Genomic DNA, 15,540 nt, shown 5'->3' on the forward strand with positions numbered 1-15,540 from the left:
TCAGTTCGCTCCTGATTCGCGGTAACCGCCGACGAGACGCACGGCTCCGCCGTCGACGCCCTTGGCGCCCTGTTCGTAGTCGCCCGCCGGTCGTGGACCGGTCGAGACGACACCGACCTGCCAGCTGTCGATGCCGTCCGCGCGAAGCGCCGCGATGGCGGCATCCGCTGCGGCCGGCGACACGACGGCGAAGAAGCCGATGCCAAGGTTCCAGGTGCCCTCGGTGCGCTCGATCTCGAGACCGCCGAGGTCGGCGAGCACACGGAAGACCGGAGAAGGCGACCAGGTGGCGCGATCGACGTCGACCCAGGTGTCCTTCGGCAGGACGCGCGCGAGGTTCGCCGCGATGCCACCGCCTGTGACGTGGCTGAGGGAGTGGATGCCGTCGCCGAGCTCGGCGATCAGGCGCAGCAGCGGCGATGTGTACAGGCGCGTGGGCTCGAGCAGCTGCTCGCCCCACGTGCGACCGAAGTCGGCGGCCTGGTCGCCGTAGCCGATCCCCGCGCCCGTGATGATGTGGCGGATGAGCGAGTAGCCGTTGGAATGCGGACCGCTCGAGGCGAGGGCGAGCACGACGTCGCCGTCCCGGACCCGGTCGGCGCCCAGCACCTGCGCCGACTCGACGACACCGGTCGCGGCACCCGCGACGTCGTAGTCGTTCACGCCCAGCAGGCCGGGGTGCTCGGCCGTCTCGCCGCCGACGAGCGCCGTGCCCGTCGCGGAGCAGCCGTCGGCGATGCCGCGCACGATGTCGGCGATGCGCTCGGGCACGACCTTGCCGCACGCGATGTAGTCGGTCATGAACAGCGGCTTCGCGCCGACCACGACGATGTCGTCGACGACCATGCCGACCAGGTCCTGCCCGATCGTGTCGTGCTTGTCGATGGCCTGCGCGATCGCGACCTTCGTGCCGACGCCGTCGGTCGAGGTCGCCAGCAGCGGCTTCGTGTAGCCGAGCAGCGCGCTCGCATCGAAGAGGCCGGCGAAGCCGCCGACACCCCCGAGGACTTCGTCGCCGTGGGTTCGCCGGACCGCCGACTTCATCAGTTCGACGGCGAGGTCTCCCGCCGCGGTGTCGACGCCGGCTTGGGTATAGGGATCAGTGGGACTCGAGGCCACGGCATCCAGAGTACCGGCCCGCGGAGCGCCCGAGCGCCGGGCGTGTCTCGCGAGGCCCGATTCAGCCGGTACGCGGTCGCGGCGGACGGGCCGCGCGGTGGGGCGGGGCGCGGGGGAGCCCGCGGACCGTGCCGTAAACAGGCTCAGCTGGATCAACGGTCGCCAGCAAGGCGCGGCGACACAGCCCAGCCTGTTCGCGGAACAGCAAGCGGGGCGGACCAGGGGTTATACCGAACCACACGCCAGCGGCCCACCGACGCCTCTCCCCCGCCGCCCGTCCCGCGTCCAGGCGTGCCCAGGCGTGCCGAGGCGTGCCGCAAACAGGCTCGGCCGCGCCGAACCGCCAGTCGCGGTCGTCCCTCCTCCGCCCAGCCTGTTCGCGGCACAAGAGCGCTCCTACCGATGGGGCTCGGGTCGGCGGATCGGCGGGTCGGCGGGTGGGCGCGCTGATCGGGGCGGTCAGCCGCGACGGTCGGGATCCGCGGGAAGCTCGAGCGCGTGCCGCAAACAGGCTCAGCCGCGTCGAACCCCACCTGGAGGGCGGGGTCGCACCGCCCAGCCTGTTCGCGGCACAAGAGCGCTCCTACCGGCGGGGCGCGGGTCGACAGAGACCCCGGGTCAGATGCCCTGCCAGGTGGGCTTGTTCGCCCACGCGTGGCGGTAGTACCGCGTCTGGGCGAGCGCGCTCGCGGCGGCCTCGTCGACGACGACCGTGACATGCGGATGCAGCTGCACGGCCGACCCCGGTGCCGAGGTGCTGACCGGGCCTTCGACGGCCGCGGCGACGGCATCCGCCTTGGCTTCGCCGAAGGCCAGCAGCACGAGGTGGCGGGCGCGCAGGATGGTGCCGATGCCCTGGGTGATGCAGTGCATCGGGACGTCATCGGGCGAGTCGAAGAAGCGGGCGTTGTCGGCCCGCGTCTCCTCCGTGAGCGTCTTGACGCGCGTCAGCGAGGCGAGCGAGCTGCCCGGCTCGTTGAATCCGATGTGTCCGGTGCGGCCGATGCCGAGGATCTGCAGATCGACCCCGCCCGCCGCGCGGATCGCGGCCTCGTACTGCTCACCGGCCGTCTCGATGCCGTCGAGGTCGCCGTGCGGCACCTCGATGCGCGCCGGGTCGAAGCCGACCGGCTCGACGACCTCGCGCTCGATGACGCTTCGGTAGCTCTCCGGGTGACCGGCGGGCAGTCCGACGTACTCGTCGAGGGCGAATCCGCGCACGCTCGCCACGTCGATGTCCTCGCCGCGCACGCGTGCGGCGAGATGCTTGTAGACCGCGAGCGGGGTCGACCCGGTCGCCAGCCCGAGCACGGCGTCGGGACGGTGACGGATGAGGTCCACGATCGCGTCACCGACGAGTCGGCCCGCCTCCTGCTCGCTCGGGACGATGACGACTTCGGCCATGGCTCTTCCTTCTTTCGAGTGCGGTCTGGCTTTCGAGTGTGGTCTGGACGACGGATGACGCGGCGTGGATCAGGTGAGGCCCAGGGTCTCCGACAGCACGAGGGCCGCCGCTCCCCGTAGCCGGAGGTCGCCGTGGGTCTCGGCGAGGCGCACGGTCAGATCGTCGAAGAGGATCGGCAGCACGCGGACCGCGATGGCTTCGCGCGCCGCCTCGATGAGCTCTCCCTCGATCAGCTCGGCCGGCCCGCTCAGCACGACATCCGTCAGTCCGAGCGTCGCGACCAGCGGTGACAGCGCGATGCCCAGGCATCGTCCCGCCTCGCGGCGAATGTCAGACGCGGCGCTCTCGTCGGGCGCTCCGGCGAGCCGCGCCTCGAGCTTCGGCACAGACAGCCAGGCCTCGAGGCATCCGGTACGCCCGCACGCGCAGACGGGGCCCTCGCCCGCGGTCACGACGACGTGGCCGATCTCGCCCGCCGCCCAGTTGCGACCGTGGACGACCGCGCCGTTGATGATGACCGCGGCTCCGACGCCCGCGCCGATCCGCACCAGCAGCAGATCGTGGTCGACCTTTCCGAAGCTCAGCTCTCCCATACCGGCGGCGTTGAGGCCGTTGGTGACCGAGACCGGCAGACCGGTGCGGTCGAACAGGATGCCGCGGAGGGCGACGTCGTGCCAGTCGAGGTGCGACGACTCGCGCACCACGCCGGCGCCGTCGACGACGCCCGGCGTCGAGACGCCGATTCCGAGGATCGGAGCCGCCGCGGAGCGCACGAGCCGATCGATGAGGTCGCCGAGCACCTCGAGCGCCTCCGGCCCGGTCGCCCCACCCCGCTCGACGACCTCGCGGGCGATCACGGCACCACCGAGGTCGACGACGGCGCCCTCGATCGTGTCGCCGCTCGATATCGACACGGCGACGACGTTGCGCGACGACCGTGACAGCGCGAGAGCCCGAGAGGGCGCGCCCGGACCCGACCGATGGCCAGGGCCGCTCTCGACGACGAGCTGCTCGTCCACCAGCTCACCGACCAGATCGGAGATCGTCACGCGCGACAGTCCGGTGGCGCGTGCGATGTCGGCGCGCGACAGACCGTCCTCACGATGGAGCGCCTGCAGGACGAGGCGGCGGTTGTTGCTGCGCGCATCTTCGGGACGGATGCGGCGTCCGCGCGTCCTCCGCGAGGCAGCGCCTTCCGTTGACGTCGTAGTCATGCGTTCCCCGATCGAGTACAGTTCCCGAGAAATAATTCGGAAACGTTCTTAACCAATACTGACAGAACCCCGTCCCCTCGCGCACATCGGAGTGACCCGTGAAATTCTTCCAACGACTCGGCCGGTCGATCATGCTGCCGGTCGCCGTGCTTCCCGTCGCTGCCATCCTCATGGGCATCGGCAACTGGATCGCCGCCGCCGCCGGCGAGAACATCGCCTCGACGTTCCTCCTCGCAGCGGGCGGTGCGGTCCTCGACAACATGGCGCTTCTCTTCGCCATCGGCATCTCGATCGGCATGGCCAACAAGTCCGACGGCACCTCGGCCCTCGCCGGCCTCGTTTCGTGGCTCACCGTCACGACACTCCTCGCGCCCGCCACCGTCGCTCAGTTCTTCGGCATCGAGGATGTCGCCGAGGTCGATCCCGCGTTCACCAACATCAAGAACGTCTTCGTCGGGATCATCTGCGGCCTCATCGGCGCCTGGGCGTACAACCGCTTCAAGGACGTCAAGCTGCCGGACGCCCTCTCGTTCTTCTCCGGCAAGCGCTCCGTCGCGATCGTCACGGCAGGCATCTCCCTCGTCGTCGCCGTCGTGCTGCTGTTCGTCTGGCCCTTCGTGTACGGCGGCCTGGTGACCTTCGGTGAGTGGATCGCCACCCTCGGCCCCGTCGGCGCCGGCCTTTACGGGTTCCTCAACCGCCTGCTCATCCCGTTCGGGCTCCATCACGCCCTCAACTCGGTGTTCTGGTTCGATGTCGCCGGCATCAACGACCTCAACAACTTCCTCGGCGGCGCGAACGGCGACGGCGTCTACGGGGTGACCGGCCAGTACATGACCGGATTCTTCCCGATCATGATGTTCGGCCTGCCGGGCGCCGCCCTGGCGATGTACGTGACCGCGAAGGACAAGCGCAAGAAGGTCGTCGCCGGCATCCTGCTCTCGTCGGCCGTCGCCGCGTTCTTCGTCGGGATCACCGAGCCGCTCGAGTTCTCCTTCATGTTTCTGGCGCCGTGGCTCTACCTCGTCCACGCCGTCTTCACCGGCATCTCGGTCTTCATCGCAGCTCTCCTCCCCACCCGCATGGGCTTCGGGTTCTCGGCGGGCTTCATCGATCTCGTCCTGGGGTGGTTCAACCCGCTGGCGCAGAACCCCTGGATGATCCCCGTGATGGGCGTGTTCTGGTTCGTGATCTACTTCGCCGTGTTCCGCTTCCTCATCCTGAAGTTCCGCCTCAAGACGCCGGGGCGCGAAGACGACGACGCGCTCGACGCGGATGCCGCGACCTCGGGCCGCGACGCGGGCTACGGCCCGACCGCGGAGAAGATGATCGCGGGCCTCGGCGGCAAGGACAACATCGTCCAGCTCGACAACTGCGCCACCCGCCTGCGGCTCGAGGTCGCCGACACGTCGCGCGTCGACAGCGACGCACTCAAGCGCGCCGGCGCCGCCGGAACCATGATCTCCGGAGCCAAGTCGGTACAGGTGGTCTACGGGCTGAACGTGCAGTTCGTGAAGGACGCGATGGACGACGTGCTCGCCGGCCGCGAGGTCGAGCCGCCCGCGGCATCCTCGGCACCCCAGGGCGCGGGCACGGTGACGACCAGCGCCCCCGCGGTCGTGCGGCTGCGCCAGCCCATCGCCGGCAGGGTCGTGCCGCTCGCGGAGGTTCCCGACCCGATGTTCTCGCAGGGGACGATGGGGCCTGGCCTGGCGATCGACCCGACCGGAGACACCGTTGTCGCGCCCGCCGACGGCACCGTGACCACGGTGTTCCCGACCGGTCACGCCGTGGGAATGACGCTCGACGACGGCACCGAGCTGCTGATCCACGTGGGCATCGACACCGTCGACCTCAAGGGCCGCGGCTTCCAGGCGCTCGTGCAGCAGGGCGAAGGAGTACACGCGGGACACCCGCTGCTGCGCATCGACACCGGCGTGATCCGCGGGGCGGGCTACTCCCCCATCACCCCGGTCATCGTGCTGAACAACGAGCACGCGTCGGTCGAGTTCGAGTGACGCCTCGGCCGGTGCCGGGGGTCGTCGCCTCGGCACCGGCCACACCCGGCCACCCCCGCTCTAAACTGGCGCCATGAGTGCGGCCAAGACTCCCGAGTGGGTGGTGCGGGAGGATGCTGCGCCCTCGGTCGTCGTCGCGCTGTACCTGCGTCAGGTGCTCGGCATCCGCACCCCCGACGAGCTGCCGCACCTGCGCGGTGTCGAGGCAGCCCCGATCGAACGCGACCCTGAGACGCAAGCCGAGCTCGAACGGCAGTGGCGGGCGTACTGGGAGATGACGGTCGAGCCGCTCGCGCACACGTCGCCCGTGCCGCTCGACCTGGTCGACGGGTTCGACACGCTCGTCGCGTTGCCCACGGAGGGATTCGAGCGGCTCGAGCTCGAGATGCGCCCGCACGCCGCCGAGGCGGTCGCGTTCGCGCGAGACGTGCACGCGCGGTACACGGCGCGTTCGTCAGGTGCCGGCGCCGTGGCCTACCGCGCCTACGCCGGGGCGCTCGCCCAGCACGAGCGCCGCATCGGCCGGCGGGCGCACTCGTTCGAGCTGAACGTGCAGGTGCTTCCCCTGAGCCAGCGTGGCGTGTGGTGGATCGGCGCACTGACGATCGCGGTCACCGACGGGCTGCGCAGCGACGTGGTGGCCTTCGACGCGGCGATCGCCCCGATCATCGCCGAGATCGCCTGACCCGCGGCATCCCCCGCCGCCCGCCGCGCCCGCGCCGGCGCGTGAGGCGCACTTGCATGGATGAGGCGCAGTTCGAACTGGGGCCGAAGCGCGAAAGTGCGCCCGAAGCCCGAACACCGGGCGGGCCGAGCCGAGGTCAGGCGTCGTCGAGGGTGCGCACGCGCTCGTGCAGGATGCGCACCTCGCGCGTACGGCGACGCGCAGCGCGGTCGAGCACGAGGGCGATGACGCCCGCGATCGCCATGCAGATCGGGATGGCGCCGAGCGCGATGAACCCGAAGACCTGACCCGCGGAGTACTGCAGGCCGGTGTTGGTGCTGACTCCCTCATCGGGGATGCCGAACGTCAGAGCCAGCGCGACGATGATGCCCGCAGCGACGCCGAGCAGGAGGAACACGCTGTACTTGGGCACCCGACGCACGTGCGCCGACTCGACCCGTTCGGTGATCTCCTCAGCCATGAGTCCATTGTCGCACCGCCCGAGCCATGCCCGGGCGGTGCGACGAGAGGGCTCAGGGCATCGTCAGAGCGCGCTGCGACGGCGACGCGTGAACGACACGGCGAGCGCGCCGATCAGCAGCATCCCGGCACCCAGCCACAGGGTGTCGACGGGAGCCTGTCCACCGGTCGCGGCGAGGGTCGCGTCGGTCGAGGCGTCGCACGGCACCTCGGCCCCGAGCGGGAACGTGATGTTCACGGAATCGAGTGCTTCGCCGGCCGAGTAGAAGCCCGCGAAGGCCTCGGCCCCGGCAGCCGTCAGCGTGGCCGATGCACCCGTCCAGCTGATCCGATTCGCCGTCGTCGTGGCGGCGGGAAGCGAGAGCGTCGCGAAGACGACGCCGTTCGCGTTCACGTCGGGCGAGCCGTTGTAGCCCTTCGACTGCACGTTCACGATCAGCGAGGCCGTGTTCGCGCCGGTGATCTGCACCCGCGGGTTCGAGAGGGTCATGTCGAGCAGGCCGCTGTGCCCGGTGTAGTGCACCGATCCGCCGAAGCTGACGCGACCGCGGTCGTTCTCGGGGCTGTACGCACCCGAACCGCTGCCCCAGCCGCCCGAGATCTCGCCCTTGGCGATCGGGCCGGTGATGTACGAGCGGTACGACTCCTTCACACCCCACTCGATCGTCGCGCCCGAGACCGACCGGGCGACGCACGACGGTTCGGCGGGCGACTCGACGGCTGCGGCGACGGCGGCAGCCGTGACACGGAAGGGCGCGGATGCCGCGACGGCGCCGCCGACGCTGAGCGCGAGCGTGTGGTCGCCCGTCGCGAATCCGGCCGGGACCGCCCACGAGAACGACACGCGTCCGCCGGCATCCGCCGTCGCCGTGCCGATCATGACCGGCTCGGAGTGCGCGACGGCCGTGACGACGTCACCGGGCGCGAAGCCGCCGCCGGTGAATTCGAGCACTCCACCCTGGGCGACCGTCGCCGAGCCTGCGAACGCGACGAACGGGGCCGTCGGCTGAGCGACGGTGACGTCGGCGAAGGTGTCGAGCGTCCGGTCGGTGATCGACAGCGCGTGCGCTGCGGAGGTCGCGACGTGGTAGCTCTTCGTCGGGTCGAGCGAGCCCGCGGGCACCGTCAGCTCGACGGTGAACGCGCCGCCCACGATCGAGCCCGGGCGCACCCAGGCCAGCTGCACCCAGCCCTCAGCGGGCAGCGGTCCCGCGCCTGCCCAGAGCGACTTCTCGCCGAAGACGACGTACGCGCCGTTGGCGGCGCTGTCGCCGACGAAACCGGTGCCCGAGACCGTGAGCGTGTTGGACATGGCCGGGTCGAGGTCCGCGTTCGGGGTCACCGTGATTCTCGGGCTCTTCGTCGGCTCGGGCTGGGGTGCGACCTCGGCCCACGTCACGGGGACGAAGATCTCGTTGTCGGGCTGCAGGCCCTGCGACACCTTGTTGCCGAAGGTGAACACGCCGAGTCGGTAGTCATCGCCGGGGCGCTTGTCGTTCGCGGACTTCTGGTCGACCTCGACACTCCACGAGAAGTCGACCGTGCCGTCGGCGTTCTCGCTCCACTGGAGGTTGGTACCGCCGGTCGGCGCGTCGGAGACCCGGACGTACGAGATCGACGGACGCGCCGCATCCGCTGCCCCGTCGGTGGGCTTCCACGTCTCGGCGACCCAGCCGAAGCGCAGCGCGAATCCGGCACCGACCTCACTCTGGCGGTAGTTGCGTCCCTCGACGGTCAGCGTGGCACCGCTCGGGTCGACATCCGTGTTCGGGGTGACCGTGAGCGTCGGCGCGGGGAGCGGCTCGGCCGGGGCGGTCGCGAACGACACCACCGCCTTCGCGTCCTGCGATCGGTTGGTCATGCCGGTGTGGTCGGCGATCGTGTAGACCGCCGTGGTGTCGCCCTTCGGCGCGACCCGCAGCGTCGTCTCGAACGAGCCGTCGGCCGCGAACTTCACCATCGTGTCGGTGCGAGGCGTCGAGGTGACGAGCTTGGCGCCGGCGGTGCAGCCCGCCGAGATGAAGGCGAAGTCGACCTCCGAGAGCGGCCGGTCGGTGCACGTCGTGAGGTAGATCGGCTGGGCGGGGTCGTAGCCCGTGCCCGTGACGGTGATCTCCTCGCCTGCGGGGTCGAGCCCCGTCGACGTCGACAGCGTGAGGGTGGGGACCCGCACCGGGGTCTCGGGCTCGGTCGCCGTCGCGGTGACTGCGTAGCTCAGCGCCGGTGCCGTCGAGGCGGAGTAGGCCGTAGCGTCGGCCGGGGTGAACGCGGCCGCGATGCTGTGCGTGCCGACGGCCAGCGACGAGGCGACGATGCTCGCGACGCCGCCGTCGACCGGAGCCGAACCGAGCGATGCGTCGCCGGCGGTGAACGAGACCGACCCGGACGCCGCGGGCGAGACGGTCGCCGTCAGCGTGACGTCCGCGCCTTCGACGGCCGTGCCGTCGGGCGAGGCGGACAGTGTCGTCGTGGTCGCTTCGGCGACGGCGGGGAACAGCGCGGCCCAGTCGATCGAGACGTCGGCGCGAGCGAGGAGGTTCGCCTCGGTGGGGAACGAGCGCGACGGCCACGAGATGATCTCGTAAGCCTTCGTGCGGTCGAGTTCCGCTGCGACCTGCTCGAGGCTTCCGCTGATCTCGCCCGCGGCGGAGACGTCGAGCGAGGCGTTGGGCGTGCTCGACTGGTCGACCGTCAGGTCGCCCTTCTCGACGAGCGCGACGTAGGCGTGCCGGCTCGGCTGGCCGGGGTACTGCGGGGCGACCTCGAAGCCGGTGCCGGCGATGGAGACCGTGATCCTCTCGTTCGCCACGACGGTGGTCGACGTCGTCAGGGTGGGCCCGGCGGCGGATGCCGGGGCGGCGACGCCGACGACGGCGGCCATGGCTATGAGCGCGCCGGTCAACACGCTTGCGAGCGGACGCTGCAGCGCCGCCCTCCTGGTTCTCATCATGGGAACCCTCCGAATCTCGATGCGGGTGAAGCTCGCGCGTCGGGCACGCGACGCGAGTTAGCTTAGCCTTACCTAATCAGCTTTTGTGAAGATGCTGGCAGTCAGAGGTCGGCGTGACGGCGCGGGAGGATGACCGGACGTCCGGTGTCAGGGTCGTCGAGCACCCGGACCGGCGTGCCGTAAACCGTCGCGACCCGCTCGGCGGTCAGCACGGCGCGGGCATCACCGCGGGCGACGAGCCGGCCGCCGTCGATCATCGCGACCTCATCGGCGTAGGCCGCGGCGAGCGACAGGTCGTGCAGCACGACGACCACGGCTCGCCCCTCGCGAGCCAGCCCGCGTGCGACACGGAGGACGTCCTCCTGGTGCCGGAGATCCAGGGCCGCGGTCGGCTCGTCGAGCAGCACGACGGGGGTGTCCTGTGCGAGAACCCGAGCGAGCGACACGCGCGCCTTCTCACCGCCGGAGAGCGACGGGTAGGCGCGATGGACCAGGTGCGCGACGTCCGCGCGGTCCACCGCTTCGGCGATGCGCGCGTCATCGTCGTCCGCGTGCTGCGTGCCGATCCAGGGGGTCCGCCCCATCGCGACGACCTGGCCCGCCGAGAACGAGAAGGCGACCTGGTTCGACTGCAGCAGCACCGAGCGCCGCCGCGACAGCTCACGTGCGGACCAGTCGCCCACCGGACGCCCGTCGAGACGCACGGCGCCCGTGGACGGCGCACGGTCGCCCGTCAGCAGCGACAGCAGGCTCGACTTGCCGGCGCCGTTGGGCCCGACGAGCGCGAGCAGCCGGCCGTAGCCGACATCCATCGTCACATCGTCGAGGATCGTCGCATCTCCCAGCCGCAGGCTCGCGTGCTGCACCTCGACCGCGACGCCCGTCACGACCAGCCCCCGGCGGTGCGCCGCGTGCGGCGGATGAGCCAGAAGAAGAACGGGCCGCCCACGAGCGACGTCAGGATGCCGATCGGCAGGTCGGCCGAGACCACCACCGTCCGCGCCAGGAGGTCGGCGAAGACGAGCACAACCGCGCCGCCAAGGGCCGAGAGAACGATGAGCGGGCGATGGGCGGGCCCGAGCAGCATGCGGACGATGTGGGGAACCACGAGTCCGACGAAGGCGATGATGCCGACGAACGCGACGGCGACCCCCGTGAGCAGGGCGACGAGGACGATCGACCCGATCCGGAGTGCCTCGACGCGCACGCCGAGATGCACGGCTGTGCGATCGCCGAGCGCCAAGAGGTCGTAGCGACGCGCGAGAGCGAGGGATGCCGCCGTGCCGAGTGCCCCGACGAGCGCGACCACAGCGACCTCGGTCCAGCGCGAGCCGTTCATCGAGCCGAGCTGCCAGAAGACGATCTGCTCGCGAGAGGCCGTGTCGCCGACGAACATCAGCAGCGCCAGCCCGGCTCCCGCGAACGCGTTGACAGCGATGCCCGTGAGGATGAGCGTGATCGACTCGGTGCGGCCCTGGGCGCGCGCGGCGGCGTAGACGACCAGGGTGGCGATGAGTCCGCCCGTGAAGGCGCAGACGGCGATCGACCAGGGACCGAGGAACGACAAGCCGAGCGTGATGGCGGCGGCGGCCCCCACGGCTGCGCCCGACGAGACGCCGACGACGCCCGGCTCGGCGAGCGGGTTGGCGAAGATCGCCTGCATGACGGCGCCGGCGACCGCGAGCAGGGCACCGACCAGCAACGACATCGCGACGCGCGGGAACCGGATCTGCCACAGCGTCTGCTCGATCAGCGGCTCGGTCGGTGCCCACGGAAGGGGGACGCCGACCGACCGCAGCAGGGAGCCGATGACCTCGGCGGGTCCGATGGGCAGCTGGCCGAGCCCGGCGGAGAGCACGACACCCACCGCCAGCAGGGTCACGGTCACGCCGGCGACGATGACGACACGGCGCCTCGCGGCAACCGAGGTCATGAGGCCGGAGCCGGGGCGTAGACGGCCCGCGCCAGCGCGTCGAGCACCCCCGCGCTGCGCGGTCCGAACGACAGGATCTGCCCGTCGGCCATGTCGACGAAGCGGCGGTGCTGACCGGCCGCGGTGAGCGCGATCGCGGGCTTGTCGGCGAGCAGGCCGTCGACGCCCCCGACCGATTCCAGGCCGCCGGTCATCACGAGGATGAGGTCGGGGTCGGCGGCCACCATCGCTTCGTCCGTGAGGGGCTGCATCCCGCTCCAGCCGAGCTCACCGGCGACGTCGACCCCACCGAGCGCGGTGATGAGCTGGTCGGCACCAGACTCCGACCCGAACAGGTAGTAGACCCCCGCCGACCCGCGCAGGTAGAGGAAGACCATGCGCAGACGGTCGTCGGCTGCCTCCGGCGCGAGCGCGGCGATCTGCGCCCGCGTCGCATCGACGTCATCCGCGATGCGCTGAGCCAGCCGATCCCCCGCCTCGACGACACCGAGCACCTCACCCACCGATCGCGCGAGATCGGCGGCGCCCTCGAACGACGCGGAGCGCTCGACGAAGACCACCGTGATGCCGACGTCCCGCAGCTGCTGCACGACGTCGACCGGCCCGATGCTGCCGTCGGTGATGACGAGGGTCGGCGCGAGGCCGATGATCGACTCGGCGTTGACCGTGTGGCCGCTGCCGGTGACCACCGGAAGGTCGGCCGCGCCGGGAAAGGTCGTCGAGACGTCGCGGCCGACGAGGTCGCCACCGAGCCCCAGGCCCCACACGGTCGCCGCCAGCGACCCGGAGAGGTCCATCGCGATGATGCGCGAGGCGTCCGTCACCGTCACCTCGACGTCGCCCGTGAGGTCGTGCGAGGTCACGGTGACCGGCAGGCTCTGCACGGGATCCGCGCCGACGGGGTCGACCTCGGCGTCGGCGAGGACGGCTGTCGACGGCCCCTCGAGCGAGCGCGGATCACTCACCGGCGTGAGCTCGCTCAGCGGGGGCCGGTCGATCGCGACCTCGACACCAGCCTCGGCACCTGAGGTCGCCGCCGGCATGCAGGCGGTCAGCGAGAGGGCGGCCGCGGCGAGCGCTGCGACAGCGAGCCGTCGCATCCTCACGCGGCGGACCCGTCGTCGGCGCCATCGGCAGGCGCCTCACGGCGCCTGCGGCGCGAGGCGACGACCGCGGCGGTCGTCCCGCCGATCGTCGCGACGAGCGCGCCACCGATGGCGGCGAAGAGCGCGACGGGGAGCGCGCCGCCCGATCCGCTCTCGTCATCGCCGGATTCTGCGGCATCCGCGGCGGGTGACGCCTCGACGACGGGCGCGGGCTCGGCGGTCGGCGTCGGGGTCGCACACACCCCGCTGGCGGTGAACGAGAGCGGGTCGAAGGCGGTTCCGGTCTCGTAGTTGCCGAAGGCGGCGTACCCCTCCTCGGTGATCGCGGTGGCGGCATCGGTCGCGGCGAGAGTGAGGACATCGCCCGCCACAGTGCTCTCGAGACCCGCGAGGTCGACGGTCACGAGCGGCACCTGAGGGGTGGCGACGACGGTGTCGTCTCCGGCCAGCGCGCTCTCCATCGACACCCCGGCGAGGTCGACGACGACACGGCCCGACGCCGGCGCGAGGTCGAGCACGGCGTTCTGCACCGTCGAGTCGAGGAGTCCGCCGTGGCCGGTGAAGCGGATGCCGCCGGGGAACGAGATCGTGCCGGTGCCGGTCTCGGGGTCGTAGTTGCCCGTGCCGCCGCTCCATGTGAACGCGGGCGTCTCGTAGCCGACGCCGCCGAACGGCTCCCAGGCGCCCTTGGCGATGGAACCGGAGATGTACGACCGGAACGACTCCTTGAAGCCCCACGTGACGGTCGCGTCGGTGATGGTGCAGCCGGATGGCGCGGCGGATGCGGCGGGGCGCTCGGAGCGCATGGACGTGACGTCGCCGATCGCGAAGGCGGGTGCGGCGGCGCCGAGGACGATCGACGCGGCGGCGAGCGTCCCCAGGGACGCCCCAGTCAGAAGGAAAGAGCGCACAGCAGACTCCAGAAGTAAGGTCAGGCTTGCCTAACCTTATCGGAGTCGACGTCAGGGCCGAAGCGGAAGCAGCGCGTCGAGATCGGCGCGCGTGCCCGAGGCGCGCAGCCGACCCGCGGCCGCGGCATCCGCCCACGCCAGCTCACCCAGCGCCAGCGCGATCCAGGTGGCCGCGTCGGTCTCGACGACGTTGGGCGGCGTGCCGCGGGTATGACGCGGACCCTCGACGACCTGAACGGCGCCGAACGGCGGAACGCGCATCTCGACGGAGTTGCCGGGCGCCTTCTCGACGAGCAGCTGCAGCAGGTAGCGCACAGCCGTCGCCAGGTCGGGGCGAGCGGGCTTCTCGCCCGCGGAGTCGGCGGCCGCGACCGCGGCGAGCGCGGCACGGCCATCGGCGGTGAGGATGCTGCGGGCCATGGGTTCCACGCTAGCCCGGTCGGTAGGCTGGCCGGGTGAAGATCCTGGTCCTCGGCTCGGGCGCGCGCGAGCACGCCATCATCCTCGCTCTCGCCGCGGAGGGCGCCGGCCACGAACTGCTCGCGGCCCCCGGCAACGCCGGCATCGCCCGCGACGCCCAGATCGTCCCGGGCCTCGATCAGAACGACCCGGTCGCGGTGACCGAGTTCGCCGGCAGCGCGAACGTCGACCTCGTCGTCGTCGGCCCCGAGGCGCCGCTCATCGCCGGCGTCGCCGACGCGCTGCGCGAGCGCGGCATCCCGGTCTTCGGCCCCGGCAAGGTCGCTGCCCAGCTCGAAGGGTCGAAGGCCTTCGCGAAGCGGGTCATGGACGAGGCCGGAGTGCCGACCGGTCGCGCGGTTCGGGCACGCAGCCGAGCCGAGGTCGAGTCCGCGCTCGACGAGCTCGGCGCACCCCACGTGGTCAAGGCCGACGGCCTGGCAGCCGGTAAGGGCGTCATCGTCACCGACGACCGCGAGGCGGCGCTCGCCCACGCCGACACGTATCTGCCCGGCGGCCCGGTGCTGATCGAGGAGTTCCTCGCCGGCCCCGAGGTCTCGCTCTTCTTCGTCTCGGACGGCGACACCGTGCGCGCCCTCAGCCCCGCGCAGGACTACAAGCGCGCCTACGACGGCGACGCCGGCCCGAACACCGGCGGCATGGGCGCCTACTCGCCGCTGCCGTGGCTCGCCGACCGGTTCGGCAGCGAGGCGGAGTTCGTCGCCGAGGTCACGCGCGACGTGGCCGAGCCCGTCATCCGCCACCTCGACGCCGAGGGCACCCCCTTCATCGGCCTCCTCTACGCGGGCCTCATCCTCACCGACGCGGGAATCAAGGTCATCGAGTTCAACGCGCGCTTCGGTGACCCCGAGACGCAGGTCGTGCTCGCCCGGCTGACGTCATCGCTGTCGGAGCTGCTGATGGCCGCCGCGAGCGGTCGACTCGAGTCCGAGCCCGACCCGACGTTCTCGACCGACACCGCCGTCACCGTCGTGCTCGCGAGCGAGGGCTACCCCGAGCAGCCCGTCACCGGGCGGCCTCTCGCGGGGCTCGACGCCGCAGCATCCGTCGAGGGCGTGCACCTCGCTCACGCCGCGACCGCCGAGACGATCGACGGGCTCGTCGCCACCGGCGGGCGGGTGCTGAACGTCGTCGCGGTCGGCACCGACTTCGCCGAGGCCCGAGACCGCGCCTACCGCGCACTGTCCGAGATCACGCTCGAGGGCTCGCACCACCGCACCGACATCGCCGCCCGCGTCGCGGACTAGCCCGCAGCGGGGC

The 15,540-nt window shown here is 71.5% G+C and carries 13 protein-coding genes; 3 read left to right on the plus strand and 10 right to left on the minus strand.

The genetic code is table 11. The features are described 5' to 3' along the window. From purM to ACU6RU_RS12110, 3 genes are all read right to left on the minus strand, one after another. Positions 1 to 1,119, minus strand: coding sequence for a phosphoribosylformylglycinamidine cyclo-ligase (gene purM, locus ACU6RU_RS12100; protein ID WP_120263785.1), 1,119 nt, complete (start codon positions 1,117 to 1,119; stop codon positions 1 to 3). Between the two features lie 618 nt (positions 1,120 to 1,737). Further along, positions 1,738 to 2,523, minus strand: coding sequence for a glucosamine-6-phosphate deaminase (gene nagB / locus ACU6RU_RS12105; protein ID WP_446726648.1), 786 nt, complete (start codon positions 2,521 to 2,523; stop codon positions 1,738 to 1,740). A gap of 69 nt (positions 2,524 to 2,592) precedes the next feature. Further along, complete coding sequence (locus tag ACU6RU_RS12110) at positions 2,593 to 3,738, minus strand: ROK family transcriptional regulator (RefSeq protein WP_446726649.1); 1,146 nt, start codon at positions 3,736 to 3,738, stop codon at positions 2,593 to 2,595. A gap of 98 nt (positions 3,739 to 3,836) precedes the next feature. Here ACU6RU_RS12110 and nagE point away from each other — a divergent pair, with 98 nt between their 5' ends. After that, complete coding sequence (gene nagE / locus ACU6RU_RS12115) at positions 3,837 to 5,756, plus strand: N-acetylglucosamine-specific PTS transporter subunit IIBC (RefSeq protein ID WP_446726650.1); 1,920 nt, start codon at positions 3,837 to 3,839, stop codon at positions 5,754 to 5,756. A 73-nt stretch (positions 5,757 to 5,829) separates the two neighbouring features. After that, positions 5,830 to 6,441 (plus strand): zinc-binding alcohol dehydrogenase, encoded by a 612-nt coding sequence (locus ACU6RU_RS12120; protein ID WP_289330639.1) that lies wholly within the window; start codon positions 5,830 to 5,832, stop codon positions 6,439 to 6,441. Positions 6,442 to 6,577: 136 nt separating this feature from the next. Here the strand turns inward: ACU6RU_RS12120 and ACU6RU_RS12125 are convergent, their stop codons facing one another. From ACU6RU_RS12125 to ACU6RU_RS12155, 7 genes are all read right to left on the minus strand, one after another. Continuing rightward, the gene (locus ACU6RU_RS12125) at positions 6,578 to 6,901 is read right to left on the minus strand and encodes a potassium transporter Trk (RefSeq protein ID WP_289330638.1); all 324 of its coding nucleotides are present in this window, start codon (positions 6,899 to 6,901) and stop codon (positions 6,578 to 6,580) included. 63 nt (positions 6,902 to 6,964) lie between these two features. After that, on the minus strand, positions 6,965 to 9,847 hold the full coding sequence (locus ACU6RU_RS12130) for an HtaA domain-containing protein (RefSeq protein ID WP_446726651.1): 2,883 nt from the start codon (positions 9,845 to 9,847) through the stop codon (positions 6,965 to 6,967). A 104-nt stretch (positions 9,848 to 9,951) separates the two neighbouring features. Next, positions 9,952 to 10,737: a heme ABC transporter ATP-binding protein gene (locus ACU6RU_RS12135; protein WP_289330636.1), complete on the minus strand. Its 786-nt coding sequence runs from the start codon at positions 10,735 to 10,737 to the stop codon at positions 9,952 to 9,954. After that, positions 10,734 to 11,783 (minus strand): FecCD family ABC transporter permease, encoded by a 1,050-nt coding sequence (locus tag ACU6RU_RS12140; RefSeq protein WP_120263793.1) that lies wholly within the window; start codon positions 11,781 to 11,783, stop codon positions 10,734 to 10,736. The genes ACU6RU_RS12135 and ACU6RU_RS12140 overlap by 4 nt, the downstream gene beginning before the upstream one ends. Then, positions 11,780 to 12,883: a heme/hemin ABC transporter substrate-binding protein gene (locus ACU6RU_RS12145; RefSeq protein ID WP_259455350.1), complete on the minus strand. Its 1,104-nt coding sequence runs from the start codon at positions 12,881 to 12,883 to the stop codon at positions 11,780 to 11,782. The genes ACU6RU_RS12140 and ACU6RU_RS12145 overlap by 4 nt, the downstream gene beginning before the upstream one ends. A 2-nt stretch (positions 12,884 to 12,885) precedes the next feature. Then, complete coding sequence (locus ACU6RU_RS12150; protein ID WP_446726652.1) at positions 12,886 to 13,800, minus strand: HtaA domain-containing protein; 915 nt, start codon at positions 13,798 to 13,800, stop codon at positions 12,886 to 12,888. Positions 13,801 to 13,851: 51 nt separating this feature from the next. Beyond that, a complete protein-coding gene (locus tag ACU6RU_RS12155) occupies positions 13,852 to 14,220 on the minus strand; it encodes a sterol carrier family protein (RefSeq protein ID WP_120263795.1) in 369 nt (122 codons plus the stop codon). Between the two features lie 35 nt (positions 14,221 to 14,255). On the opposite strand from ACU6RU_RS12155, the gene purD reads away from it, so the two are divergent. Then, positions 14,256 to 15,527 (plus strand): phosphoribosylamine--glycine ligase, encoded by a 1,272-nt coding sequence (purD, locus tag ACU6RU_RS12160; RefSeq protein WP_446726653.1) that lies wholly within the window; start codon positions 14,256 to 14,258, stop codon positions 15,525 to 15,527. The last annotated feature ends 13 nt before the right edge of the window (positions 15,528 to 15,540 follow it).

It is taken from the genome of Microbacterium sp. F1-18 (genome assembly GCF_052921305.1).

Coding starts and splice junctions, on each gene's coding strand:
- nagB (WP_446726648.1), bottom strand. CDS start 2,523: ATGGCCGAAGTCGTCATCGTCCCGAGCGAGCAGGAGGCGGGCCGACTC.
- ACU6RU_RS12110 (WP_446726649.1), bottom strand. CDS start 3,738: ATGACTACGACGTCAACGGAAGGCGCTGCCTCGCGGAGGACGCGCGGA.
- ACU6RU_RS12120 (WP_289330639.1), top strand. CDS start 5,830: ATGAGTGCGGCCAAGACTCCCGAGTGGGTGGTGCGGGAGGATGCTGCG.
- ACU6RU_RS12125 (WP_289330638.1), bottom strand. CDS start 6,901: ATGGCTGAGGAGATCACCGAACGGGTCGAGTCGGCGCACGTGCGTCGG.
- ACU6RU_RS12130 (WP_446726651.1), bottom strand. CDS start 9,847: ATGAGAACCAGGAGGGCGGCGCTGCAGCGTCCGCTCGCAAGCGTGTTG.
- ACU6RU_RS12140 (WP_120263793.1), bottom strand. CDS start 11,783: ATGACCTCGGTTGCCGCGAGGCGCCGTGTCGTCATCGTCGCCGGCGTG.
- ACU6RU_RS12145 (WP_259455350.1), bottom strand. CDS start 12,883: ATGCGACGGCTCGCTGTCGCAGCGCTCGCCGCGGCCGCCCTCTCGCTG.
- ACU6RU_RS12155 (WP_120263795.1), bottom strand. CDS start 14,220: ATGGCCCGCAGCATCCTCACCGCCGATGGCCGTGCCGCGCTCGCCGCG.